The organism is Erysipelothrix tonsillarum DSM 14972 (genome assembly GCF_000373785.1).
Lineage (GTDB): Bacteria > Bacillota_I > Bacilli_A > Erysipelotrichales > Erysipelotrichaceae > Erysipelothrix > Erysipelothrix tonsillarum.
In genome coordinates, this window is sequence record NZ_KB892379.1 from 1 (window position 1) to 25,735 (window position 25,735).

General features: G+C 36.5%; 20 protein-coding genes, 1 rRNA gene and 1 riboswitch. Of the genes, 18 read left to right on the top strand and 3 right to left on the bottom strand.

The features are described 5' to 3' along the window. The first annotated feature begins 114 nt into the window (after positions 1–114). Together rrf and B096_RS0105720 are read left to right on the top strand one after the other, a co-directional pair. A 5S ribosomal RNA gene (gene rrf, locus B096_RS0105715) occupies positions 115–228 on the top strand. Positions 229–418: 190 nt separating this feature from the next. After that, positions 419–5,767, top strand: a complete 5,349-nt coding sequence (locus tag B096_RS0105720; RefSeq protein WP_018579799.1) for a SpaA isopeptide-forming pilin-related protein — start codon at positions 419–421, stop codon at positions 5,765–5,767. Positions 5,768–5,811: 44 nt separating this feature from the next. Here B096_RS0105720 and B096_RS0105725 read toward each other — a convergent pair whose 3' ends face one another. Continuing rightward, a complete protein-coding gene (locus tag B096_RS0105725) occupies positions 5,812–6,603 on the bottom strand; it encodes a GNAT family N-acetyltransferase (RefSeq protein WP_018579800.1) in 792 nt (263 codons plus the stop codon). A 95-nt stretch (positions 6,604–6,698) separates the two neighbouring features. Here B096_RS0105725 and B096_RS0105730 point away from each other — a divergent pair, with 95 nt between their 5' ends. Together B096_RS0105730 and B096_RS0105735 are read left to right on the top strand one after the other, a co-directional pair. Then, the gene (locus tag B096_RS0105730) at positions 6,699–6,962 is read left to right on the top strand and encodes a hypothetical protein (RefSeq protein ID WP_018579801.1); all 264 of its coding nucleotides are present in this window, start codon (positions 6,699–6,701) and stop codon (positions 6,960–6,962) included. Positions 6,963–7,135: 173 nt separating this feature from the next. Continuing rightward, positions 7,136–7,238: riboswitch (purine riboswitch) on the top strand. A 66-nt stretch (positions 7,239–7,304) separates the two neighbouring features. Next, positions 7,305–8,666 (top strand): NCS2 family permease, encoded by a 1,362-nt coding sequence (locus tag B096_RS0105735; protein ID WP_018579802.1) that lies wholly within the window; start codon positions 7,305–7,307, stop codon positions 8,664–8,666. 187 nt (positions 8,667–8,853) lie between these two features. On the opposite strand, the gene B096_RS0105740 is transcribed toward B096_RS0105735, so the two are convergent. Next, positions 8,854–9,837 (bottom strand): A/G-specific adenine glycosylase, encoded by a 984-nt coding sequence (locus B096_RS0105740; RefSeq protein WP_026254123.1) that lies wholly within the window; start codon positions 9,835–9,837, stop codon positions 8,854–8,856. A gap of 254 nt (positions 9,838–10,091) precedes the next feature. On the opposite strand from B096_RS0105740, the gene B096_RS0105745 reads away from it, so the two are divergent. From B096_RS0105745 to B096_RS0105765, 5 genes are all read left to right on the top strand, one after another. Next, a complete protein-coding gene (locus B096_RS0105745) occupies positions 10,092–11,351 on the top strand; it encodes an HdeD family acid-resistance protein (RefSeq protein WP_018579804.1) in 1,260 nt (419 codons plus the stop codon). A 97-nt stretch (positions 11,352–11,448) separates the two neighbouring features. Further along, a complete protein-coding gene (locus B096_RS0105750) occupies positions 11,449–12,435 on the top strand; it encodes a VOC family protein (protein ID WP_018579805.1) in 987 nt (328 codons plus the stop codon). Continuing rightward, positions 12,436–12,861 (top strand): MarR family winged helix-turn-helix transcriptional regulator, encoded by a 426-nt coding sequence (locus B096_RS0105755; RefSeq protein WP_018579806.1) that lies wholly within the window; start codon positions 12,436–12,438, stop codon positions 12,859–12,861. It abuts the gene before it with no gap. Beyond that, complete coding sequence (locus tag B096_RS0105760) at positions 12,851–13,444, top strand: alpha/beta hydrolase (protein WP_018579807.1); 594 nt, start codon at positions 12,851–12,853, stop codon at positions 13,442–13,444. Before B096_RS0105755 ends, B096_RS0105760 begins: the two co-directional genes overlap by 11 nt. Further along, positions 13,434–14,045: a flavin reductase family protein gene (locus tag B096_RS0105765; protein WP_018579808.1), complete on the top strand. Its 612-nt coding sequence runs from the start codon at positions 13,434–13,436 to the stop codon at positions 14,043–14,045. The genes B096_RS0105760 and B096_RS0105765 overlap by 11 nt, the downstream gene beginning before the upstream one ends. Before the next feature lie 34 nt (positions 14,046–14,079). On the opposite strand, the gene B096_RS0105770 is transcribed toward B096_RS0105765, so the two are convergent. Then, positions 14,080–15,312, bottom strand: a complete 1,233-nt coding sequence (locus B096_RS0105770; RefSeq protein ID WP_018579809.1) for a hydroxymethylglutaryl-CoA reductase, degradative — start codon at positions 15,310–15,312, stop codon at positions 14,080–14,082. Positions 15,313–15,409: 97 nt separating this feature from the next. Between B096_RS0105770 and B096_RS0105775 the strand changes: the two genes are divergently transcribed. The 9 genes from B096_RS0105775 to B096_RS10180 all read left to right on the top strand — a co-directional run. After that, a complete protein-coding gene (locus tag B096_RS0105775) occupies positions 15,410–16,351 on the top strand; it encodes an L-lactate dehydrogenase (protein ID WP_018579810.1) in 942 nt (313 codons plus the stop codon). Between the two features lie 153 nt (positions 16,352–16,504). Continuing rightward, on the top strand, positions 16,505–18,316 hold the full coding sequence (typA, locus tag B096_RS0105780) for a translational GTPase TypA (RefSeq protein ID WP_018579811.1): 1,812 nt from the start codon (positions 16,505–16,507) through the stop codon (positions 18,314–18,316). 17 nt (positions 18,317–18,333) lie between these two features. Beyond that, positions 18,334–19,485, top strand: a complete 1,152-nt coding sequence (gene tgt, locus B096_RS0105785) for a tRNA guanosine(34) transglycosylase Tgt (protein WP_018579812.1) — start codon at positions 18,334–18,336, stop codon at positions 19,483–19,485. 133 nt (positions 19,486–19,618) lie between these two features. Beyond that, a complete protein-coding gene (gene queA, locus B096_RS0105790) occupies positions 19,619–20,650 on the top strand; it encodes a tRNA preQ1(34) S-adenosylmethionine ribosyltransferase-isomerase QueA (RefSeq protein WP_018579813.1) in 1,032 nt (343 codons plus the stop codon). Positions 20,651–20,659: 9 nt separating this feature from the next. Further along, positions 20,660–21,208, top strand: a complete 549-nt coding sequence (locus tag B096_RS0105795; RefSeq protein WP_018579814.1) for a hypothetical protein — start codon at positions 20,660–20,662, stop codon at positions 21,206–21,208. After that, on the top strand, positions 21,205–21,543 hold the full coding sequence (locus tag B096_RS0105800; protein WP_018579815.1) for a hypothetical protein: 339 nt from the start codon (positions 21,205–21,207) through the stop codon (positions 21,541–21,543). The genes B096_RS0105795 and B096_RS0105800 overlap by 4 nt, the downstream gene beginning before the upstream one ends. 152 nt (positions 21,544–21,695) lie before the next feature. Continuing rightward, complete coding sequence (locus B096_RS0105805) at positions 21,696–22,409, top strand: TrmH family RNA methyltransferase (protein WP_018579816.1); 714 nt, start codon at positions 21,696–21,698, stop codon at positions 22,407–22,409. After that, on the top strand, positions 22,406–24,163 hold the full coding sequence (nadE, locus tag B096_RS0105810) for an NAD(+) synthase (protein WP_018579817.1): 1,758 nt from the start codon (positions 22,406–22,408) through the stop codon (positions 24,161–24,163). The genes B096_RS0105805 and nadE overlap by 4 nt, the downstream gene beginning before the upstream one ends. A gap of 148 nt (positions 24,164–24,311) precedes the next feature. Beyond that, positions 24,312–25,735: N-acetylmuramoyl-L-alanine amidase family protein (locus B096_RS10180; protein WP_018579818.1), on the top strand; the 1,424-nt coding region annotated here is incomplete at its 3' end.

Sequence of the window (25,735 nt, forward strand, 5' to 3'; positions counted from 1 at the left end):
GGAGCTGACTGATACTAATAGGTCGAGGTTTTAATCACAAAAGATACAACGATTCGAAAAAGATCAAGTTTCTGTTATTCAGTTTTGAGAGTTCATCTCTCTAATGTAATATGATCTGGTGATTTGAGCGAAGTGGTCACACCTGTTCCCATCTCGAACACAGAAGTTAAGCACTTTAGCGGCGACAATATCTAGCCACGCGCTAGTGAAGATAGTTCATTGCCAGGTAATTCGACACTCTAGTTAGAGTGTCTTTTTTTGTGGTTTTTCCTTCCCTAAATTTGATTTAATAACATAAAAATCCCCTCCTATTATTAAGGAATTGTGAAGTATTTGAAAAGATAGTGAAGTTGGGTTAATTACTTTATAATCACTTATAAAAGCGTAAAATTGAATGGGTGATATAAAGGAGAATACAATGATAAAAAAAATAACTGTTCTTATATTAAGCGTATTAATGATTGCTTCATCTACCTTTGCAATCAAAGCAATAACAACAGATGAAAAACTAGCAGGTTACAATAGAACCCAAGGCTTATCGCCAGAAGAAGAGGAGAAAGCTGGTGATTTTTCCTATTACAATATGTTAATTAGTGGATATCATTCTGCTAATACCGCAGACGTTGAAGGACCATTGTTTGTTAATAAGGACTCAAATCTTTCTAAAGATTTTGATACATTTAGCTACGGGGTGATGTTCGAAGAAGACAATAATGGAGTTGGGGAACCTATTGATCCTGATCAAAATATTGCATTATTAATCGGTGGTCAAGTAAATAATTATTACCCAAATGATGACCCTACAAGTCTAAAGTATCCAACAATTGGCGAAGGAAGTTCAAATAGAGGTTGGCTTGTTTCATCAGATACTGATTCATGGAAAGAGCAAGCATTTAATATGAACTTGTCAAAAGGTAAACAACGAGATATAAATGAATCACAATACCAAAGTATCCTTAAATCTGTTTCTGACAGCGTAGATATGCTTGAAGAAGATTTAAGTGGTGTAACAAGTATGGTTAAACCGTTTCTTGGCGAAGATGGAAAACAAATGCAAACTCTAGGAGACTATGTAGATGGTCGTTATGTTTCGTATGATATTTACCAATCGACGATTGATGAGCGTATACTTGTGGTAAACGTTGTACCAGATAAAGAGGGTACTGTTATATTTGAAGCGCTTGGTTTTGATTATAAACAAATTATCGATAGTGATAAGATTGATCAAGTTGTTGTGACATCATTTGATCGTGAATCAAGTGGGATCAAACGACATGCTGAAAAAGTTGTATTTAAAGGAAACTATTTTACGAATCACACTGGAAATAATGCAGTACTTGATATTTCACGAGGGCCTGAACATGATATTGCTGTGAACAATGCAAATAAGGTTCTTTACTACTTTCCTAAAGCTCAACAAGTCACAAACTTTTATAACCGTGTAAGTTGGAATGAGACCAAAGCACCAACGGGTATTACTGTTGATAATCCAGGACTTAACGAGGATAAAACATTAAATTATAACAAAGAATATCTAAAAAACTATGCAACCGGATCGTCCAATAATGGAAGTGCATCCGAAGGTGGTGGGGCAGCGATTATTGGTAGTGTTGTTGCACCAGAAGCTGCAGTAGTTTTAGCCTCAGGTAATATTAATGGATTTCTAGTTTCTCATGATTTACATCAACGATTGGGTGCAGAGGTTCATAATTTTAGAAATAAATGGATCCACAGAACAAAAGACACGGGTTCCATAGAAGTAAATAAAATAGATGCTGATGACCAAAGTAAAGTCTTGGAACATGCAGAATTCAAACTCTTTACGCACATCAAATCGGAGAAAGTTTATGCAGTCGTGAATCAAGACACCCATGCTTTCGAATCGTGGGTAACAGATAAAGATCAAGCCAGTGTTTTGAAAACAGATGGACTGGGGAAAGTAAGTGTTCATAATCTTGCTCCTAGTCGTTATTGGGTTGAAGAAGTAAAAGCGCCGGATGGATATGAAATACTCACACAACCGATTGTTGCAGATGTAACCGTAAACCATACGACAGCAAAACCATTAAAATTGGATGTTGAAAACAACAAAATAGGAAATAAACCCGAACATGGTGGTTTTAAGATGATTAAATATGGCGATAAGTCAGATCAGAAACCCCTTGGTGATGCGGAGTATATTCTCTATAAAAAATATAAAGCGGATGATACTCAAGGTAGCAGAGAGATTACCGAATATTATACGGGATTTGGAGAATTTACAGATTGGTCTTCAAACATTCTTTTTGCCAAACATATCATTACAAATACCAATGGTGAGGCGGTTGTTGATGGACTCCTTATTCCCAAGGATGATAAAGCGGAATACTATATTTTAGAAGCAAAAGCACCTAAGGGATTTGATTTAAATCCAGAACCTGTACAAATCAAACTGGGACAAGATCCTAATACCAATCCTCAGGTATTGTTTAAAGCATATGACAACGAAGAAGAACCATGGAAACCGATTGTTCCTGGGATGCCAGAAGGTTCGATTTTGATTGATAAATTTGATGCATCAATCAATGAAAAACCAACTTCAAATAACCAGCTGAAAGGTGCGGAATTTATTCTTTCCAAAACAGTTGAAGAGAGTGGAAGTAAAGTTACTAAGTTTAATAAAGGAATCAGTGATAAAGATAATCCATGGACTCTTGAGGAATCACAAGCGGATCATCTCATTTCAGATAATGAAGGAAAAGTTCATGTAAACCATCTACGATTAGGAAATTATCAAATAAAAGAAATTAAAGCTCCAGATGGTTTCATTACAAGTTCGAAAATTTACGATGCAAATCTTACCCAAAATAACAATGAAAACATGGTTAAGATAAAAGTAGACATACCAAACTTACCACAGCCTAAAGTTGAAGTTAAAAAAGTGGACGAAGACACCACAACAAAAACATTAGCTGGCGCAGAATTTATTCTTTATCAAGAAAATAGTGTTAAAGAGTATCTAACTGAAAACATGAAGTGGAGTGCACAAGAGAGTGAAGCGAAACACTTTGTGACACAAAGCGACGGAATAACAGAAATTAATCTACCCCAATACGGTGTTTTTTATCTTAAAGAGGTTAAAGCACCCGATGGATATGAAATTAATTCAAATCCACTTAAGTTGGATATCGATGAAGCATCAAAAATCATAGACTATGAATTTGAAATTTCTAATAAAAAAATCAAACCAACTGGTTCGATTGAGTTGAAAAAAGTTGATAAAGACAATAAGTCGTTAGTATTAGAGGGAGCGGAGTTTAAACTCTATCGCAATGATAAAAATCCTGAGTACTATGTAAGTGCAAATCGTTGGTCAAATAATATTGATGATGCAGCTCTTTTTAAATCAGATCAAGACGGAATCATTCAAGTACATAATCTTGAACTTGGAACGTATTACTTTAAAGAAACAAAAGCTCCGAAAGGATATGATCTTATCGCAGATAGTTTACAGGTAGAACTTACGGATGCTGTGAATCCGCCACGAACTTCGGTCACTTTCGAGAATAAGAAGAAGGTCGAAGAACTAGGATTGATTAAGTTACTTAAAGTTGATGCTGATGATCAAAGCAAGGTTTTATCAGGTGCAGAATTTTATTTAATTCGTGATAATCAATATTATACTGCAGCAGGAAGTTGGTCATCTTCTGAAGCCGATGCAAAACACCTTATAACGAATATAGACGGTGTTGTTGAGGTGGATGGACTAAAAGAAGGAACTTATACCTTTAGAGAAACAAAAGCGCCTGAGGGTTATGAAAAGGCGGTTATTGAAAAAGAAGTATCGCTTGATTTTACCAGTGGAACGAAAGTAGCATCTGTAACCTTTGAAAACAGCAAGCAACCATCCTTCTTAGGTGAAATCAGTTTAATGAAGGTTGATAAAAATAATACTAATCTTACATTAGAGGGAGCGGAGTTCATATTATATCGCAATGGCGAAAATGGGGTCGAGTATCGGACTGTAAGTGATACGTGGCATCAGGATAAAGCCAAGGCGAAGACTTACGTAACGGATGGTACAGGCAAAATTAGTGAACAAAATCTTGCTAAAGGCACATATGTGTTTTTAGAAACTAAAGCACCTGACGGGTATGATTTAAATCCAACACCCGTTTCGCTTGTTTTAGATGGTAGCGTATCAACGGCTACAGTAATCTTTGAAAATGAAAAACTTCTCGCTTCATTGGGTTCGGTATCATTATTGAAAGTTGATGCAGAGAATCAATCAACAGTACTTCAAGGTGCGGAGTTTATTTTCTACCGATTCAATGATCAACAGGTTAAAGAATATAGAGTCAATTCCACTCAGTGGAGTTTGGCGAAAGACGAAGCACAAGTTATGAGAACAGGTCAGGATGGTATGATTAAAGTAGAGGGTTTGAAAGATGGAACCTATTATTTTGAAGAAACACGTGCCCCTGAGGGGTTTGAATTGGATACAACACCAATTTCAGCCAAGCTTGATTCCTCAATCAACACTACAACAAATGTCACGGCTACGAATCAATCAATCCCCGTTTTAAAGGGAAAAGTGGCGTTGAAGAAGACAGATTCAATGGATTCCACAATTTTATTAGAAGGAGCAACCTTTAATTTTGCTACGGATACATCACCCCGATCTTATTATGCAGGATCAGGGAAATGGTCGGATGATAAAAATGAAGCACTCGCATTAAGTACGGACGAAGCAGGATTGCTCGAAATCGAAAATCTCGATTTTGGTGACTATCTATTTATTGAAACAGAGGCACCAATTGGTTATGAATTAGATTCAGAACCCCATAAAGTCAGTGTTAATGACGATCAACCGGTTCTTATCGAAATTACAAATAAAAAAATTGAAACAGTAAAAGGGTCAATTAAACTGATTAAAGTGGATGCGGATGATCCAAGTCACTTATTGGAAGGCGCTTCATTTATTATCTTTAAGAATGCGAGCGATCCAGAGTATCTAACAACGGATAATCAATGGAGTAAGGATCGAAATCGTGCTCGTGGTTTTAAAACCGATGTAGAAGGGGTTATCTCCGTAGATGACTTGGAATTAGGAACGTATTTCTTTGAAGAAAACGTCGCACCAGAAGGCTATGCATTGGATGCAACCCCTCATAAGGTCCTTGTGGAGGGAGGAAATGATTCCCAACCAGTACAAATTGTTATTGAGAACACAAAATTAGCTAAACCAAAAGGTTCCTTAGAACTGATTAAAGTAGATGCAAACAATAGCAGTAAGTATTTAAATGATGCAGAATTTATTTTATATCGCGAAGGACAAGGGGGTATTGAATACCTTACGGAAATGAATACATGGTCACTTTCAAGGGATGATGCTCAAATATTTGTAACGGCACATCAAGGGATTATCAAAATCAATAATCTTGAATTTGGGACTTACTATTTTAAAGAAGTGAAGGCACCACAAGGTTATGAGTTGGATGAAACACCAATTGAAATGATTGTGGGGATTCATAATCCAAATGGAACTGTAAGGTTTAAAAATCAGTTAAAAACGATACCTGAAATTCCGGAATTACCCGTTAAACCAGAAATTCCTGAAAAACCGATTAAGCCGGAGATTCCAGAGTTGCCAACAATTCCAGAAGCTCCAGTGTTACCAGCAACAGGTGTATCAAATCAAAATTATATACTTGAGATTTCAGTAAGTCTGATTTCGGCAGGGGCATATCTAATCATAAAAGGGAAACGAAGAAGAAATTTACTATAAAAAAACACAGCCTCAGGGACTAAGATCCCTGAGGCTGTGTTTTTTTAGATTGATAATTCCATCTGGAATTGTTTTATATATAAATCGAATCCGAGATTCATTAAGCATTCAATAATTTCTGTGTTACGGGCATCGACATTGTTGATAATAAGCATATCATGCTGCGTACTAACATGAGAAATAAGTCTTTCAAAATCTGAAATTGCGGTGTAACCAAAGTGGCGTACACCGCCACCTGTTGACAAGGTTATGAAAGCATCTATATCTTCCGTTTCAAGTGTATAGGTTTTGTGCTCCAATTCATTAAAGTGTTTGTTTGAGAAGGACGGTTCAGTATGCCATAAATGACTGAGTTGATCAATTAGGGAACCTTGATGGAAATGGATGGATTCATCATGATTTGGTTCAGATGCTGAACCTTGAAAGCAAACATAAGATGCTGTTTTTTCAAAACCCATTCGGGTATAAAGTCTAATAGCATCTTCATTGGTTTGAAGCACTTCAAGTTGGTATGTATCAATACCGTATAAACTAAAAAAAGTTAATGTGGCATCAAACATTTGTGTATAAACACCTTTTCCCCGATGTTTAGGGAGTACACCAGTCATCACATTATAAGCTAAATTTCCATCGGTAGCATTGATAATGAAACCCACTAATGTTCCTTCATAGAGCGCACCAAAGGAATAAGTTAAGTTTGTACTTACACTTTCAAGCTTATCTTTTAGTTGTTTTTCAGTTAGTTTAATTTTAACCGCATAGTCATCAAAAGAATGGTTTACCACATCGGTAAGTTCTTTTAATGTACGGTCATTAAGTTGTATGATTTCGTACATTTTTTCACCTCATGATAAATATTGTACCACGGACATTGCGGACGATTGTATTATTAACTAAAAAATGTATAATAAGTTCTAGAAAAGAGGGCATTATGGCAGATCATGGTTTAAGATTACAACTATCAGGGATTTCAATTTTATTGTTAGGAATCGGATTAGGCAATAACGAGATATTATTGTGGTTTGGTATTATTGTGAGTTTATATGGGCTCTATCGTTCCGCAGATGAACAGGGCAAGAAATCAAAAGGGAAATATGTCCCTAACATGGATAAATTAGCAGAACGGTCGGCAGCGTCGATAAAAGAAGCACGTCATGGACTTGAAGATACGGAAGCCAAAGAAGAGATAAAATAAACGATCTCTTCTTTTTTTATTTAAAAGTTTTATAGGAACATTATTTTTGATATAAGAATTTACGGATACAAACGGATTGGCTGTATTAAAGATCTTAGTTTTCTAGAAACACTCTAATTTTTTTTAGATAAGATTCTAAACGTGGTTGACATTCACACTTCAACTAACCTATACTATCCATGTATTAATAACCAAATATAATACCCATAATATGGTTGGGTAGTATCTACCGATGTACCGTAAAGACATCGACTATCGTGGTGAAAACTCGCAAGATCGTTTTCTCCCGATCTTTTTTTATTTGGTTTTTTAATCAAAAGAAAGCTAAGGAGAGGAGATAAAATGGAAAAATTCTTTAAGCTTAAGGAAAATAATACGACAGTGGGTACGGAGGTGCTTGCAGGGATAACAACATTCTTTGCAATGGCATATATTTTATTTGTTAATCCACAAATTTTATCAGAATCAGGTTTGCCATATAATGGGGTTTATATTGCAACGATTCTTGCATCTGTAATCGGAACATTAATTATGGGGTTGTTTGCAAACATCCCTTACGCACAAGCTCCTGGTATGGGTCTGAATGCATTTTTTACGTATACCGTGGTTCTTGTAGGTGGTTTTACACCTTATGAAGCGCTTGCTATGGTGTTTATCTGTGGACTCTTAAATATGTTTATGACTGTAACAAATATTCGTAAACATCTTATTAAAGCAATTCCAGAAACATTACAGCTTGCTATAAGTGCTGGAATTGGGTTGTTTATTGCTTATATTGGTTTATTAAATGTTAAATTTATTCAATTTGGAGCAGTTCCCTCAATTACCAATTTTAAAGATCCAAGTGTAGTCCTTGCGGTTATTGGATTGGTTATAACGATTGTTTTGATGTTGAAAAAAGTAAAGGGAGCGATTCTCATTGGAATCATAGCTACTACAGTTATCGGTATTCCTATGGGTGTTGTGCAACTTGGTGGTGCTGCTCAAAGCACAGTGAGTTTCTCTGTTATTTTTAAAGAGTTTGGGGAAATCTTTGGAAAAGCATTAGGTAAAGAAGGTTTAGTGAGTCTCTTTACAAATTATAATTTAACGAAGATTATACCAATTATCTTTGCATTCTCGCTTACGGACACATTTGATACCATTGGTACTTTTATTGGAACGGGCCGACGCTCTGGAATTTTCTCTCAAGAAGATCAAGATTCTCTAGAATCGGGAAGTGGTATGAAATCAAAATTAGAACGTGGTCTGTTTGCGGATATGATTGCTACAACAGCTGGAGCCGTTTTAGGAACTTCAAATGTTACAACATTCGTTGAAAGCTCTGCAGGAATTGGCGCTGGTGGACGCACTGGACTTACTTCTGTAGTTACTGCAATGTGTTTCCTAGCAAGTATCGTGCTCGCACCGGTTGTAAGTTTGATTCCAGCAGCGGCAACTGCACCTGCACTTATCGTTGTAGGTATCTTAATGAGTGCATCATTCGCAGATATTGAATGGGCTAATTTCGAAAAAGCAGTTCCTGCATTCTTCACGGTAATTATGACAGTCTTAACATACAGCATCTCAAACGGGATTGCTTGTGGTTTCATTGCCTACATTATTGTGGAAGTATCTATGAATCGAGGATCAAAAGTTCATCCAATTGTTTATGGTAGTGCAGCATTATTTATTTTAAACTTTATTATTACGGCAATAAGTTAAATATATCAATCCTTATATATAAAAAAACTAAAGTAATAAGAAGCCAATTCGTTGGAAAGCATAATATTAAATGATTTACGAGAAAGACTGAGTTTCTGTATTTATGGAACTTGGTCTTTTTTTGTTTTAAAAAACCGAACAGAAACCTTGTTGCCAAGATGTTTATTCGGTTTATAATAAATATAATTTAGATAAGATTAAGTTTCTTTAATATTTTTTTGTGTGCTGTAATAATTGCAACTTGATTTAGGTCTTCTAAAGGAACAAAGAAACAATTTTGGTTAATGTCAGGTAGTTCATCCACGCAAAACACAGAAATATTCCATTGTAAATGAGAAAACTTATGTTTGAGGGAAAGGACGGGGGTTGAATCAATAGAACTGTCAATTTGAGGCAGTCGGAGTAATCCTTCCATAAGGCCATCGGAGTGGTCGTCCGATATCAGTATTTTCCCATCTTTTTGATAAATTAGGACCGATTTTTCATAAATAGGAACAGGTTTTGCTTTAGGAATATAAGGAATTGTACCAATACACTCACCACGATAACATGCACACATTTCTTTGAAAGGGCATCCTTCGCAGGTTGTGTTGCTAGGTGTACAGACAAGGGCTCCAAGTTCCATTAGGGCCTGAGTAAAATCACTTGGATCTGCACCGTGTAGTAATAATTCTTCCTTGAGAAATGCTTCAAAATATTTGTGGCAAGCTCTCGTATTGACATTTTCAGTATAATTAAGATACCGCGCCATAACGCGTTTAACATTTCCATCAATTGCGATCTCCGGAAGGCTATAAGCAATCGATGCAATTGCACTGGATGTATAATCACCGATTCCGGGTATTTCCATAAGTAGTTTTTTATCGGCAGGAAGGATTCCGTTAAAATGTTCCATAACATACTGTGCACCTAGATGAAGGTTGCGCGCTCTACGATAATATCCGAGTCCTTCCCACATCTTGAGTACCTCATCAACATCAGCTGCAGCGAGGGTTTGAACGTCGGGGTATTTTTCAATCCACCGATCGTAATAAGGGATCATGGTAGCGATTTGAGTTTGTTGGGCCATGATTTCGCTTACCCATATTTTATAAGGATCTTTTTGAGATCTAAATGGTAGCACACGCTTGTTTTCGTGGTACCAGCCCATGAGTCGTTCTGTAAAGTTCATAATGTAAGTATACACGATAATATAAAAAGAAAAGAGCTCGGTGCTCTTTTCTTAGAGAGATAGTGCGTTTCATTATCATTTACTTCATAAGTGGTTAAGAAGGAAATCATGAAGTAAATTTCAAGAGAGACAATGAATTGCAGTAACAACTTACATTATTTTCCAAGTTGTTACTTATATGATATACGGAATCAAGGCGAAAATCAAGAATAAATGATATAATAACCATGGGAAAAAATGTGAAGAGGATAAATATGGAAACTTATACAAAATCGCTCTCTAGAAAAGATAAGCTTACGTTAATCTTCCAACTTCTGTTAGGTTTTTTTACGGTTATAGTTGGTATTTTATTTATTTTTAGAGATAAAATATTATGGTCTTTAATTTATTGGATGGTTATTGCAATGCTTGCGGCAACTGTTGTTTTATTTCTGTATCGCTCTATTAAAAATAAGAGTTTGGCAGATTTTCTTATAGCGTTGGGTGCGGGGGTGTTTCTTGGGCTAATTGTTTACAAAGAAGCCCTCTATATTGAAATAATGGCTCTCTTTTTTGGGATTTGGGCACTATTTAATGCAGTTGTCCATGGCTTGGAAGTTTATGTAGCGATACGTGAGAAGCAAAAACACAAATTATTTAAGCTCTTTGCAGCAATTGTATCGTTAATTATGGGGATTGTTCTCATTACCCGTGGAGTCACCAATCGATTCTTAATGAACCTTCAAATCGGTGCCTATGTTATCTTTTTTGGTGTAGTGTCAATTATTTCTGCGGCTCGTGTTTTGTGGCGTCATCAAACAAGTGTGCGCTTGTCGGCACCAGTATTTTTAGCGGCTTTAAATCCATATTTTCTTGTAAAGGAAACACGTAAACTGGTTCAAAGCAATCCTGATGCTGTTATTGATAAAGTCGTTAAAACGGAAGGAAATTATATCTCAATTTATATTTATGCAAAAGACCACGGATATAATCGTATGGGTCACCTAGACATTGGATATAATGGTGTTATCTATTCCTATGGAGCACATGATCCGTATAATCGTGCCAAATCAATGGCATATGGTGATGGTGTGATGATTGTAGGGAGCGAAGTTGATTACGTACAGTATGCAGTTGATGATGATACGACAGTATTTCGATTTATTTGCGAACTCTCTGATGAACAGAGAAAATTTGTGGAAAGCAGATTGGATGAATTATTTGAAAACGCGTATTATTTTGATTGGCCCTATGAATTAGATACGAAAAAAGAACATCACCTAACCAACTTAATTGATGCAGGTGCAGCAGTGGATTATTATAAATTTAATGCAGGGGAGTTTAAGACGTATAATGTATTTACGACGAATTGTGTACTTATTGCAGATTATGTAATTCAATCAACTGGGATGAAATTATTCCAAATGAGTGGCGTGATCACGCCGGGAGCTTATTATGATTATTTAGATAATTTATTAAATAAACCAGGCTCGATTGTCGTAAAAAGAGAAATATATCGAAAAAAAGAAATTTAAAGAACCTATAACAAGGTTCTTTTTTTTTTTTGAGCATTTTGTTTGATATTATTTCGAATTCGAAATAATATGATAATACAGAGACAAGGAGATACATATGAAACAATTAAACGGTCTACATCATGTCACCGCAATTACAAGCAGTGCAGAAAACATTTATAAATTCTACACTTATATTCTAGGGATGCGTTTGGTTAAGAAGAATATTAACCAAGACGATATCCACACATATCATCTCTATTTTGCAGATGATCGAGGCAATCCAGGAACTAATATGACCTTTTTTGATTTTCCAAATATTTCAAAATCACAACGTGGAACGAATGAATTATCACGAACGAGTTTTAGAGTAGCATCAGACGAAGCACTTACTTATTGGGAAAAACGTTTAAGTCACTATGAGGTTATATTTGAAACCGGACTCTCCTACTTTGGGAAAAAGGCAATTTTATTTGAGGATTTTGACGGGCAGCGATATGCTATCATTTCAGATGAAAAGAATGAAGGGATTCTAGCTGGAGAGCCATGGCATAAGGGTCCGGTACCTGATGCCTATGCGATTATTGGATTAGGTCCGGTGTTTATAGATGTCTCGGATTTATCCTTAACGCATCTTGTACTTACGAGTGTGTTTGGCATGCGATTGACTGCAAAGGAAGCTCTTTTATCACTTTATGAGATGGGGGATGGAGGAAATGGCGGCTCTATTATTGTACGTGAAAATAGAGACGCTTTGGATGCTGTTTCAGGATATGGTGGTGTGCATCATGTTGCATTTAGAGTTGATGCGAAAGAAGACTTAATGAAATGGTATCGAGAACTTTCAGAAATGGGAATTGCAAGTTCAGGTTACGTTGAACGTTTCTATTTTGGGTCACTCTATATTCGTATTTTACCGAATATTCTTTTTGAATTAGCGACGGATGGTCCAGGATTTATTGACGACGAAGAAACATATGACGTTTTAGGCGAGATTTTAACTTTACCCCCTCATCTTCGTCCAAAGCGAAGTTATATCGAGTCTCAAATTCGAAGTTTTGATACGGTTCGAAGCAACAAAGTGTTCGAAAAGGAAATATTCTAGATGGATACACTAAAAACATTAACCATACTTTTCAAAACACATCAAAGTCTTCTTGACCGAGTTAAAGAAAGTATCAAAGATTTTGATATTACTATCAACGAATTTCAAGCACTTGAAGCTTTGCATCATAAGGGAAAACTAACAACCCAAGCGCTTTGCGATACTGTGCTTGTGCCGGGTAGCAGTATGACTTATGTCGTAGATCAGTTGGAGAAAAAAGGGTTTGTCCAACGTGAGAAAGATAATACGGACCGTCGTATTAATTATGTCATGCTTACCGTAGAAGGAACATCTGAAATCGAGAAGATATATCAAATGCATTACCAGGAGATGCGTCGTGTGTTTGATCAACTTACAGTGGATGAAGAAAAAAAACTTCAAGAACTTTTAAAGAAAATTGGAAAGGAGGAGTTGCATGATTCATAAAGTGATTTTTGGTAATTCAAATCGTACAATTATTGGTTTACATGGAACGGGTGGTACGGAAGAAGATATGATACAAATTGCGCACTACCTCGATCCAGAGGCTATGTATATAGGAATTCGGGGAAATGTTGTGGAAGCAGGTATGAATCGATATTTTAAACGAATTGACACAAAAACATTTGATATTTCAAGCCTTAATCACGAAACAGAAGGTTTATATCGAGAAATTTTAAAACTTTTACATGATTATCAACGCCCTTTGGATCACGTATCTATCATAGGTTATTCAAATGGAGCTAATATTACATTAAATATGATGAAAAAAGGTGCAAACTTTTTTAAGCAAGTCATTTTATTTCATCCAATGCATGTGCAACCACACCTTCCATTTCCAACAACACTAAACACACGAATTTTTCTCACCAGTGGATCTGGGGATCCTTATACGGAGCGAGATGATATTGAATTCATGTCACGTCAACTTAAGGATTTAGGCATGAGCGTAACACACTTCCATACAGCGCATGGTCATCAATTAATACCGGAAGAAATCAAACGTGCGCGAGATTTCTATGAAATTTAAGATTGAAAATTTAGATTCCAAAGCACGTTATAAATTATTGACCGGAAGTGTGGTTCCACGTCCCATTGCCTGGGTAACGACGACTAATACGAATGGTACGGTTAATCTCGCACCGTTTAGTTATTTTAGTTTAATTTCAACTGAAGTGCCGATTGTATCGATTGCGATTAATCGGATTAATCATCAATTAAAAGATACGAGTAAAAACATCTTAGAGTCGAAAGCATGTGTTATTCACGTCGTGGACGATACACTTGTAGCATCTATGAATTCAAGTTCCGCTACACTTCCGTATGGGGACAGTGAATTGAATGCTCTCTCACTCAAGGTTCAACCCAGTGAAGTACTTGGACTCCCTTGCATCAGTGATGCGAAAATCAAAATGGAAGCCACATTATACAGCCATCAAGTAATCGAAGACGAAAAACAAATTCATACAGATTTGTTCTTACTTAAAATCGTTCATATTGAGATTGATGACTCCGTTTATGATCTTGAAAAGGGTTATATAAAGACGAATGTATTGCACCCTGTGGCTCGATTGGCTGGGAATGAGTACGCAGGCATAAAACCAGTTTTTACAATAAAAAGACCAAAATAAAAAAGGAAGCCAGTTTCATAGGACTTCCTTTTCTTTATAACGATTGTAAGAGTTTTTTAGCAATATCCTGATTTAATTTCGGTTCTTGCATTAACAAGGCCACGAGGCGATCAACATCTTCTGATGGACAACCTACTGCAAGCGCCAATGATTTGGCTTGAAGTTTCATATGACCTTTTTGGATACCAACGGTGGTGAGTGCATAGAGGGCAGCAAAGTTTTGTGCTAAACCAACAGAGGCAATAATCATCATAAGTTCTTCGGCATCTTTATAGCCGAGTATCTTTCGACCCAGCTTTGCTTTAGGATGAATCGCAATGGATCCTCCCACGGTTCCGATGGGCATTGGAAGTTTTAGGACACCTTCAATCATACCATCAGATGTTTGTTTCCAGGTTGCAAGAGGTTGGTAGTTTCCATTCAGAGCTGCATAACTATGTACAGCTGCTTCGATGGCACGCCAATCATTTCCAGTTGCTATGACAACAGCATCAATACCGTTCATGATACCTTTATTGTGGGTAGCGGCTCGATAAGGATCAATCTCTGCAAAATCACTCGCTTGATTGAGGCGGAGTGCAATGTCCTCGGAATAGCGCAATGTGCTTGGATCTAAGGTCACCTTGGCTTCTACAAGACATTCAGAGGCGAGGTTGGACAAGATTGACATCAAGGGATGCTCATCAAAGATGGCTTCAAGATGTCGACCAATTGCTTCAAGAATTGTATTGATCATATTTGCTCCCATAGCTTCCCGTGTATCAATGGTACAATAAACAACTAAAAATGGTGTTTTATCCGGTTTATGGATATATGCTGTATGAATATGACGAAGCCCCCCACCACGTTGAATAATTGAGGGGTAAGCTTCCCGTGCTATTTGAAACAAAACATCTCGGTGTTCATCAATATATTGGACCATAGCCATTTGGTTAACCGGATTGGCGAAGGCGATTTGTCCGGTCATATTGCGACTGAGAATGCGGGCAGAAATTCCTCCATTATCTTTCATAATTTTAGCGGCGTTACTTGCGGCAGCAATTACAGAAGGTTCTTCTGTTACCATAGGAACAACATATTCATGATTGTTGATTAGGAAGTTTGGTGCACAACCCATAGGTAATTCGTAGGTGGTTAGTGCATTTTCAATCATATGCTCGTAAATACTTGAATCTAAGGGGATATCCAAGCTCCGATCAAAGCGATTTTGATGTTCTAAAATATCCCGCCGTTCAGCAGAGGTTTTCTTATAAAACTTATTATACATAATGAACACTCCTATCTGTGAATATCATAACGAATTAGAGTAAATATGCCAAGTATAATTAAGAGATGTGATATTATATAAGCAAGGGAGTGATATTATGAAAACAAATAAAGTTTCAATTATCGGTGCAGGATTTGTTGGTTCAACCACAGCCTTCGCATTAATGAATAGCAATATTGCATCGGAAATCGTAATCGTAGATATTAATAAAGAAAAAGCTCAAGGTGAAGCAATGGATTTGGATCAAGGACGTGTCTTTGTTTCGCCCGTAAAAATTATTGCAGGAGACTATCCTGATACAAAAGGATCGGATATTGTAATTATTACTGCAGGACTTGCCCAAAAACCAGGTGAAACCCGCATTGATCTCGTAAACCGCAATATTAAAATTTATGAGGAACTTGTTCCTAATATTGTGAAGTATAACCCGGATGCAATTTTACTCGTTGTCTCAAATCCTGTTGATATTTTGACACACATTACTTATAAACTATCGGGATTCCCAGCTGAACGTGTAATTGGTTCAGGAACGGTATTGGATACGGCACGTTTCCAATCAATGCTCGCAAACAAATTTGAAGTTGATGCACGTAATATTCATGCCAATATTATTGGTGAACATGGAGATAGTGAAATTGCAACGTGGTCGCTCACGACAGTTGCGGGTCTTACAATTGATCAGTATTGCGAAAATGTAGGAATTGAGTTTAATGATGAAACACGTAAGAAAGTAACGCATGACGTAAAAACAGCTGCATATGAGATTATTGACCGTAAAGGTTATACAAATTATGCTGTTGCATTAGCCATTACACGTATTGTGAACGCAATTTTAAGAGATGAAAATTCAATCTTAACGGTCTCCAGTTTACAAAATGGTGCGTACGGTATTGAGGATGTTTATATTTCAGTTCCGACTGTTGTTGGACGAACGGGTGTTAAACATGTGATAGAAGTTCCTTACAGCTCGAATGAGGTTGAAGCGCTTCAAGAATCAGCAGAAATGCTTAGAGATATCGTTTCACAATCTAATTTATAATTGACAAACACCATGTTAATCGTTAACATGGTGTTTTTTTGTAAGCGTTTAAGTGAAGATATGATTAAAAAATGGGCATGAATAGTGCATTTTCTGTCTTTTCATGGTCATTTCATGTATAATGATACAGTTATAGGAAAAGAGACGATGTATATGAAAAAAATTATTAATATAGCAGTTATCGCGCACGTTGATGCGGGAAAATCGACATTAGTTGATGCAATGCTTAAATCAGCTGGTGTTTTCCATGAAAATCAAGTTGTTCTAGACCAAGTAATGGACAGCGATGATATTGAACGTGAACGTGGTATCACAATCTATTCCAAAAACTGTAGTGTAAATTATGGTGATATAAAAATCAACATTGTTGATACACCAGGCCACGCCGACTTCTCAAGTGAAGTAGAGCGTATAATTAAAACCGTAGATACAGTTATTCTCCTTGTGGATAGTGCAGAAGGCCCTATGCCACAAACACGCTTTGTACTTAAAAAATCACTCGAAGCCGGTTTAAAACCAATCTTATTGATTAATAAAATTGATAAACCCGATCGTCGCGTTGAAGAAGTTGTCGAAGAAGTATATGAGTTATTCATGGATCTAGATGCTACTGACGAACAATTAGAATTCCCAATTCTTTATGGTATTGCGAAGAAGTATATTGTTCAAAAAACACTTGAAGAAGAAGGAACGAACATTAAACCATTGTTTGACACAATTGTGGAACACACACCACTCTACCCAGACTATGATAATGATCCACTACAATTCCAAATTTCTTCACTTGCTTACGATGAATATGTAGGACGTTTAGGAATTGGTCGAATTACTAAAGGTCAAGTTAAGCGTGGACAAGCTGTTGTTGTCGCTGATAACAACGGTAATACAAAACGCCAAAATGTATCGAAAATCTATACATATGCCGGATTGAAACGTATTGAAACAGATGTAGCATATGCTGGGGATATTGTCCTTGTTTCTGGTATTGACGATATCTCAATTGGAAACACATTATGTGACGTGAATCATGTTGAACCACTACCTGCAATCGTGATTGAAGAACCAACATTATCCATGAACTTTATGGTTAATGCATCACCATTTGCTGGTAAAGATGGTAAATATGTTACTTCACGTAATATTAAAGAACGTCTTGAAAAAGAACTTGAAGTTAACGTAGGACTACGTGTTGAAGAAACAGAATCAGCAGATTCATTCAAAGTTTCAGGACGTGGTGAACTTCACTTATCAATCTTAATTGAAAACATGCGTCGTGAAGGTTACGAACTTGCAATCAGTAAACCACGCGTTATTACTCAAGAAATTGATGGTCGAAAATGTGAACCGATTGAAGAAGTTATCATTGAAGTTCCTGAAAAATACTCAGGTACAATGATCAGCCAAATCAGTCTTCGCCAAGGTGAACTTACTAATATGGAAGAAGACCGCGGTATGGTTAAACAATTCTGGAATGTACCAACTCGTGGATTAATTGGTTTCCGTGGTGATTTTATCAACATGACACACGGTGAAGGAACAATGATTCGTCAATTCCATGGATACGAACCAATGAAGGGTGCAATTGCACAACGTTCAAATGGATCAATGGTATCTACAGAAACAGGAAAATCAATGACATACTCAATCTTTAATCTTCAAGAACGTGGCCAATTCTTTATTGGTGCACAAACTGATGTGTATGAAGGAATGATTCTTGGTATTGCTGCACGTGATACTGATATGGATGTTAACCCAACAAAAAATAAAAAAGCAACTGCTGTTCGAAGTTCTGGACGAGACGAAGCGATGAAACTTACGCCACCTATTCCATTAACGCTCGAATATGCATTAGAGTTTATCCGCGATGATGAACTTGTAGAAGTTACACCGAACCACCTACGTTTACGTAAACGTTATTTAAAAGCGATTGATCGTAAACGAGCAGGTCGTTCTGATATTGATTAATCAAGGAGATCGATAATATGAGTTTAGGGAATAAACCATTGAAGTTGACTTTAATAAAAAAATCAAATGAATCCAAGGCGCGTCTTACAACGATTGAGACGCATCATGGAACGGTGGAAACACCGATGTTTATGCCTGTAGGGACGCTTGCAAGTGTTAAGTTTCTCTCACCCGAAGATTTATATAAAATGGGATCACAGGTTATTTTAAGTAATACTTATCACCTTTGGTTACGACCTGGTGAAGAAGTTGTTCGTGCAGCGGGTGGTCTTCATAAGTTTATGAACTATAATGGACCAATCCTTACGGACAGTGGCGGATTCCAAGTGTTCTCACTTGGGAAAATTCGTACAATAACTGAAGAAGGTGTTGAGTTTAGAAGTCACCTGAGTGGTGAAAAACTCTTCTTATCACCAGAAAAAGCAATTCAAGTTCAAAATGCTTTAGGTTCAGATATTATGATGAGCTTTGACGAGTGTCCACCATATCCGGCTACTTACGAATATATGAAAAACTCGGTTGAGCGTACCATTCGTTGGGCAGCCCGAGGGAAAGCAGCGCATGAAAATCCAGAAACACAAGCATTATTTGGGATTGTTCAAGGTGGAAAATATGCAGATCTTCGAGAACATTGTGCCAAAGAGTTGGTTGCAATGGATTTCCCAGGTTATTCAATTGGTGGAACCAGTGTTGGTGAACCCAAGGATGTTATGTGGAAAATGATTGATGATACAGTCGATTTATTACCGGAAGACAAACCTCGATATCTTATGGGGGTTGGTAGTGTCGATGCAATTTTTGAAGGTGTTCTGCGTGGTGTCGACATGTTCGACTGCGTATTACCAACACGTATTGCACGTCATGGAACTGCAATGACTTCAACTGGTCGTGTTAATATCAAAAACCGTAAATGGGAATATGATTTTTCACCATTGGATGAAAATTGTGACTGTGAATGCTGTCAGAATTATACGAAAGCATACTTGCGTCATTTAATTCGTTGTAATGAAGGCTTTGGGATGCGATTACTATCCATCCACAACTTGCGTTTCCTTCTTAAGCTGATGGAAGATATCCGTGAAGCAATAAAAGAAGACCGTCTTCTTGAACTTCGTGATGAAGTTTATGAAAGATATGGGATTACAGGTGATGACCACGCAGGGTGGTAATTATAATTTTAACTTGATTCTTATGAATCAAGTTTTTTTTTGCAATTTTGTGAATTACAGAAATACGTGTCAGAGCACCTGCTTTATGTTAAAATAGTTAAGATGTAATAAGATATAAACCAAGGAGTATAGTATGAATGTAAATGATTTTGATTTTTATTTACCTGAAGAACTGATTGCTCAAACACCGGCTGAAAAACGTAGTGAATCTCGTTTATTAGTTGTGGATGGCATGAATTTAGAAGATAAGCATTTCTATGATATTGTAGATTATTTTAATGAAGGGGATGTATTAGTCCTTAACGATACTCGCGTCATTGCGGCGCGATTATTTGGTGAAAAACCAGAAACTGGGGCTCATGTAGAACTTTTGATTTTAAAATTTGAGGGAAAAACAGCAGAATGTCTTGTTGGAAATGCAAAAGTCGTGAAACTCGGTACAGAATTAAGTTTTGGAAATGGTAAACTTAAAGCGATTTGTACTCATGTGGGTGAGGAAGGATTAAGAAATTTTGATTTAGTCTTTGAAGGAATATTCCTTGAACTCCTTGACGAACTGGGACAAATGCCATTACCGCCATATATTCATCAACGCCTTGAGGATAAAGAACGTTATCAAACAGTTTATTCACGTGTAGAGGGCAGTGCTGCTGCACCGACAGCAGGTTTACACTTTACGCCGGAGCTTCTTGAAGCAATCCAGGCAAAAGGGGTCACCATTGCACCGGTTACGCTACATGTGGGCTTGGGAACATTCCGACCTGTGAAAGTTGATAATGTACTTGAACATAAAATGCATAGTGAAGCATACATGATGTCACAAGAAACTGCAGATATTCTAAATGCTGCACAAGCAGAAAACCGTCGTATCATTGCAGTTGGCACAACATCTGTACGTACTTTGGAGACCATTATGACAGAGTACGGTACATTTAAGGAATGCCAAGGAAATAGTGAAATCTTTATATACCCAGGATATGAATGGAAAGCGGTCGATGCGATTATTACAAATTTCCATCTTCCAAAATCTACACTTATTATGCTAGTAAGTTCATTCATGGGAAAAGATGAAATTGATCATGCCTATAAACATGCCGTCGATTCCAAATATCGCTTCTTCTCATTTGGAGACAGTATGTTCTTAAAGGCACGTAACGTTAAATAGGAGATATTTATGGAACAAACACAAACAGTGGACATCAAGCCAAGTTTAATGGTTCGATTTAGATCATTCTTTAAAGAGGGAGACTATAAGTTTTTATCACTTATCCTCGCGATCCACGTGTTCTTAGGGATTATTCATTTATTTGCATATAATTCTCTTCATCCTCTTTCAAAAGTTTTAGCCAATATGCCAATGATTTTTCAAATTGTAATTGTTTCTGCATATGGACTGATTCTTTATGCTATTCCAGGTTATCTCGTCGTGATTGCGATGAAAGATAAAGAACGCGTATTAAAGAATGTTGATTTCGCTTTGACGATTTTATTTGCCATTCTTCTTATAACTTTTATTATCCTCTATATTGTCTCGTTTTTCAGTTCGAGTCGTGTTGTGTGGATGATTTATAGTTTTGTTAATCCATTAATGGGTACATTTTCAGAAAAATTAATGCGTCTACATTGGTCATCCATCCTGTGGATTGTTTCTTCTGCAGTTCCTTCTTTTGGATTACTAACTGGGATGTATCTACGTCTAAAACAAGAGGGGGTAGTAGAATGAAACGAACGTGGTCTGCTTTACTTGTTATTCTAGCAAGTGCAATTATAAATAAATTTCTAACTTCAGTTTTACCTTCATCAATGATGTGGTTCTCAACTTTTGTATGGATGGTACTGATGTTGATTATTGGTTATTTCTTAGGGCCAAATCAAAAGAAAAATAACCGTTGGGTAGGTAAAGTTGTCTTATCACTTTTAATTATATTTATTTTTGGATATCGATTGAGTTTATTAACCATTCCAGAATTAGCGTCACTCTTTAGTACGTTAGGAATTCATGGAGCCTTTCTCGATATAGTGCTTATCTACTGCGGTTGGGCATTTTTTCAAGTTTAATCAAAGCGGTGCTCGATAGATATTTAGTCTAGCAGCACCGCTTTTTTTATATCCCATAAGATTGAGTGTAGAATTGGCGTATCTTATGCCGTTTGATGTATAATTAATAAAGAAGTCGTCACACAAATACAACGGCTCATTGAGGAGAAATTATGATTGTATCAGGTAAAATTAGTGTTAAGGCAATACTTAAAGAACGAAAACGGGAAATAGAATATGTGTGTATCTTAGATAAACATCAAGATAAAGAATCACGTTATGTCGAACGTATTTCAGAAGGATTGGATATCAAAAGGATGTCACGCGAAGCGATGGACGAGTTGGCCGGGAATAAAACACATGGAGGATATTTGGTTTCATGTGGAAAACGCGTGAGTGATTCATTAAGTCATTTACCGAAGCAAACATTATCATTGATGTGTATTGAAGGCGTAACAGATCCATTTAATCTTGGTGAAATCTGTCGTACAGTTGCCTCATTGGGTTTTGATGGAATTATCACACCAAATTATGATTTTTATGAACATGAAGCTAAACTAATTCGCGCAAGTGCGGGCGCAAGTGAATCACTATGGTGGATGCAAAGTGAGGACTTATCCACAGATTTAAAGGCAATTCAGAATAAAAAAGTAGTTATTGCCGCAGCACACCGAGGTGACGAGAGCGAATCTCTACTACACTATACCTTGCCAAACCGTGTATGCATCTGTTTAGGGGGCGCCTTGAGGGGTCTTTCACGAAGTGTTTTAGAACTTAGTGATGTGAATGTACGGATTGATTATGATGCGCGTGTATCCTTAAGTAGTGTTGGTGCATGCAGTGTTTTTGCGTATGAGCGATATCGACAATTGGAGGGACAAAAATGAAAATTGCGATTGCACAATTAAGAATAAAAGCCAATAATCCACAAGCTAATTTTGAAATGATTAAGAAATTGGTTAATGATTCAGTAGGGAAAGCGGATTTGATTGTGTTTCCGGAATTGGCGATTGGTGGCTATTTGATTGGCGACCGTATGAATCATCAATCTTATATTGATGAGCTTATGGGCTATAATGAGCGTGTTCGCGAATTATCGCAAGATATAGGAATTGTGTGGGGAAATATTTATCAAAAAGAGGACCGACTTTATAATGCAGCATTTTTTGCCTACGAAGGAAAATGGGTTAAACGGGCTAATCATGAGGATGCAGGAGTTTATCTTAAACATCTTCTTCCTAATTACGGTGTTTTTGATGATAAACGTTACTTTACAGCGGGTGATTTAAACTTTGAGCCTTTTGTTTTCAAAGGAGACCGAGTAAGTATTCAAATTTGTGAAGACTTATGGGATCATCAAAGCGACCTCAAGCCTACCCAAAAAATGATGGAACACAGTCCGGATCTTATGATTAATATCTCATGTTCACCCTGGATTAAGAACAAAGAACGTCTAAGGTTAGAAATGATTGAAAGACAAAATCTCGAAATTCCGTATGTTTATGTAAATGCCACGGGTATGCAAAACAATGGAAAAAATGTGGTGTTATTTGATGGTGGTAGCATGGTTATTGCACCGCAGGGGACAGTCCATCTTCAAGATGACTTCAGACAAAGTTTAGATATTGTTGATCTTGATGTAATGGGATGTTCTTACCAAGCAACTGAGGATAAACTCTATCACTCATTGATAGCGGCGATTCAATATTTTGATGAAGAAGCATTACCTTATGGGCCTAAGTGGATTGTAGGTGTTTCCGGTGGACTCGATAGTAGTGTATCGATAGCCCTTTTAGTTCAAGCATTAGGGAAATCACGCGTAGTAGGTGTGACAATGCCAAGTCAATATAATCGGGATATTACTAAAAACAATGCAAGTCATTTAAGCAAAGTACTCGGCTTTAAATTTCTAGAAATTCCTATAGGATTGATGACTGCTGCCACAATTGAGAGCATGAAAATTGGCGGTTATGCAGATGTTAAGGGTCTTGCTTTCGAAAATGTTCAAGCACGTTTAAGAGGTCATACGCTCATGACTGTTTCAAGTATGGAAAACGGTGTAGTCATGAATAATGGTAATAAAATTGAAGTAGCATTGGGTTATGCGACCCTATATGGAGATGCAATTGGGGCATTGGCGATTTTAGGCGATCTTACCAAAATGGAAGTAGGAATGATTGCGAATACAATAAACCGCATCGGCAATGAAGAAATTGTTCCTGAAAATTTAATTCCTGTAGATAGTGAAAATCGCATTGAGTGGCAATTTGCCCCAAGTGCTGAACTTGCACAAGACCAATTTGATCCAATGAAATGGGGGTATCATGATGCGCTCATCGATGAATTAATGCATGGAGAGTTAGAGAATCTATTGAAATCATACATTGATGGCTCGATTATTCATTCACGTCTCGGAAAATACTTAAATCAGTATGGATTAGATAACGGACAAGCGTTTGTAGAAGATTTAAAATGGGTTCTTAAAACAATGAATACAGCAATTTATAAACGAGTTCAAATGCCTCCAATTGTTATGGTATCGGATAACGCCTTTGGAATGACATATCGTGAAAGTCAGATGCGCTTACATTTAACTAAAGTGGAGCAAGATTTAATTGAACAAATTCTGACCAGTAAATAATTAACCATCTGTAAAGATGGTTTTTTTTATATTGGAGTAAAGTACACAAGACTTTTTTAACTACTAAAAAGAGTATATTGGGAAAACCATTTACAAATAATAGTTAAATATATTATTCTTCAAGTGGAAATCAAAAGGGGGACAAATTATGAAAAAAAAACAATACCTATTTCCTAAAGTAAGTTTGATGTCATGCTTACTTTTAACAGCAATGCCACTTCAAAATGTGTTGGCCGATGTGCCAAATGTTCAAGAAACGCTATTAATAGAAGGTAATGAGGAGTTAATAGATGCTCTACAAAATAATGCATATGTAAAGTTGATGAACGGATACAAAGAAGAAAAATTGCGTTTAATTGATAAACGAGTGCGTCCTTTTTTAAGAAAAGTGTATGAAGGTAATTTATCAGAAGTGAACGCGGAGGTTGACGCGTTTGTTAAAGATATCAAAGATAATGAAACAGATGTATTGGGAATTCAGCAATCATTTAAGTCTTTGATTAGTACGCTTTCACCTAAAATCGGATACTTTACATTTATGCAAGATGCAAAGTATCTTGAAGATCTTGGAACATTAACCGCATCAGAGCTTGATGAATCATATCTCGATTTATTAGAAAATCATGTAGGAAAACACCGGATCTTAGTGAAATATGAAAATCTACAAGAGGGAAGAATTCCCCTCGAAGGGATCACAGTACCACTTAAAAATAGAATACAAGCATTAAACAATATCCAACAAGAAATCGAACATTTACCGGAAGTACATGATTCGTTTTTATATTTAGATAAGTCAGATTATGAGAAAAAACTTGAAAACTTATTGTTTTTAATCGATTTAAGATTAAGTAGCTTTGTAGATTATGATCGTTTAGCAGTAATAATGGATCAAGAAATAAAACCTCTTTATACAGAGCTCCATGCAATTGAAAAAAATCGTCAGATTCAAATGTTTAGAGATGTATTTCCTAATATTGAAAAAGCAGAATCGATTATTAAAACATTGGATGATGTAACGGATCCGAAAGTAAAATATAAAAAATTACATGAAATACTCGAAGCATATATCGAAAAATGCGGTGATATACGTAAGAAAAATATTCTATCAAGTATTTTATCGAGATATGAGTATTTAGTTGACAGTATGAAGGAAGAGCTTCGAAACTACCTTGAAACTGATGTCTTTAAATCAAGTACTAATAGCGGTGACAAACACCATAATGAAACGATAAAATTAGTAAATTCTGAAGAGTTTTATAATAGAATTTATTATGCAAATTCAATTGCTGAATTAAAGATGATTAAATCTGATTTAGATTTAATTACTACTTTCGAATCAAAAAAAGAAAATAATTCAGACACAGATACTGAAACAACTCCAATAAAAATTGAAAAGCCAATTGAATCGGTACAACCGGATAAAGAAATTGAAAAAGAAGTTTCAAAAGAAGGATGGATCAAAAAGTCTAATCTCTGGTATTACAAAGAAAAATCAGGAAAATTAGCGACAGGCTGGAAGAAAGTATCGGGTAAATGGTACTACCTCGAACAATCCGGAGCAATGGCAACAGG

Excerpts from the sequence above, each read along its gene's own strand:
- B096_RS0105720 (WP_018579799.1), top strand. The coding sequence starts at position 419 with ATGATAAAAAAAATAACTGTTCTTATATTAAGCGTATTAATGATTGCT.
- B096_RS0105725 (WP_018579800.1), bottom strand. The coding sequence starts at position 6,603 with ATGTACGAAATCATACAACTTAATGACCGTACATTAAAAGAACTTACC.
- B096_RS0105730 (WP_018579801.1), top strand. The coding sequence starts at position 6,699 with ATGGCAGATCATGGTTTAAGATTACAACTATCAGGGATTTCAATTTTA.
- B096_RS0105735 (WP_018579802.1), top strand. The coding sequence starts at position 7,305 with ATGGAAAAATTCTTTAAGCTTAAGGAAAATAATACGACAGTGGGTACG.
- B096_RS0105740 (WP_026254123.1), bottom strand. The coding sequence starts at position 9,837 with ATGAACTTTACAGAACGACTCATGGGCTGGTACCACGAAAACAAGCGT.
- B096_RS0105745 (WP_018579804.1), top strand. The coding sequence starts at position 10,092 with ATGGAAACTTATACAAAATCGCTCTCTAGAAAAGATAAGCTTACGTTA.
- B096_RS0105750 (WP_018579805.1), top strand. The coding sequence starts at position 11,449 with ATGAAACAATTAAACGGTCTACATCATGTCACCGCAATTACAAGCAGT.
- B096_RS0105755 (WP_018579806.1), top strand. The coding sequence starts at position 12,436 with ATGGATACACTAAAAACATTAACCATACTTTTCAAAACACATCAAAGT.
- B096_RS0105760 (WP_018579807.1), top strand. The coding sequence starts at position 12,851 with ATGATTCATAAAGTGATTTTTGGTAATTCAAATCGTACAATTATTGGT.
- B096_RS0105765 (WP_018579808.1), top strand. The coding sequence starts at position 13,434 with ATGAAATTTAAGATTGAAAATTTAGATTCCAAAGCACGTTATAAATTA.
- B096_RS0105770 (WP_018579809.1), bottom strand. The coding sequence starts at position 15,312 with ATGTATAATAAGTTTTATAAGAAAACCTCTGCTGAACGGCGGGATATT.
- B096_RS0105775 (WP_018579810.1), top strand. The coding sequence starts at position 15,410 with ATGAAAACAAATAAAGTTTCAATTATCGGTGCAGGATTTGTTGGTTCA.
- typA (WP_018579811.1), top strand. The coding sequence starts at position 16,505 with ATGAAAAAAATTATTAATATAGCAGTTATCGCGCACGTTGATGCGGGA.
- tgt (WP_018579812.1), top strand. The coding sequence starts at position 18,334 with ATGAGTTTAGGGAATAAACCATTGAAGTTGACTTTAATAAAAAAATCA.
- queA (WP_018579813.1), top strand. The coding sequence starts at position 19,619 with ATGAATGTAAATGATTTTGATTTTTATTTACCTGAAGAACTGATTGCT.
- B096_RS0105795 (WP_018579814.1), top strand. The coding sequence starts at position 20,660 with ATGGAACAAACACAAACAGTGGACATCAAGCCAAGTTTAATGGTTCGA.
- B096_RS0105800 (WP_018579815.1), top strand. The coding sequence starts at position 21,205 with ATGAAACGAACGTGGTCTGCTTTACTTGTTATTCTAGCAAGTGCAATT.
- B096_RS0105805 (WP_018579816.1), top strand. The coding sequence starts at position 21,696 with ATGATTGTATCAGGTAAAATTAGTGTTAAGGCAATACTTAAAGAACGA.
- nadE (WP_018579817.1), top strand. The coding sequence starts at position 22,406 with ATGAAAATTGCGATTGCACAATTAAGAATAAAAGCCAATAATCCACAA.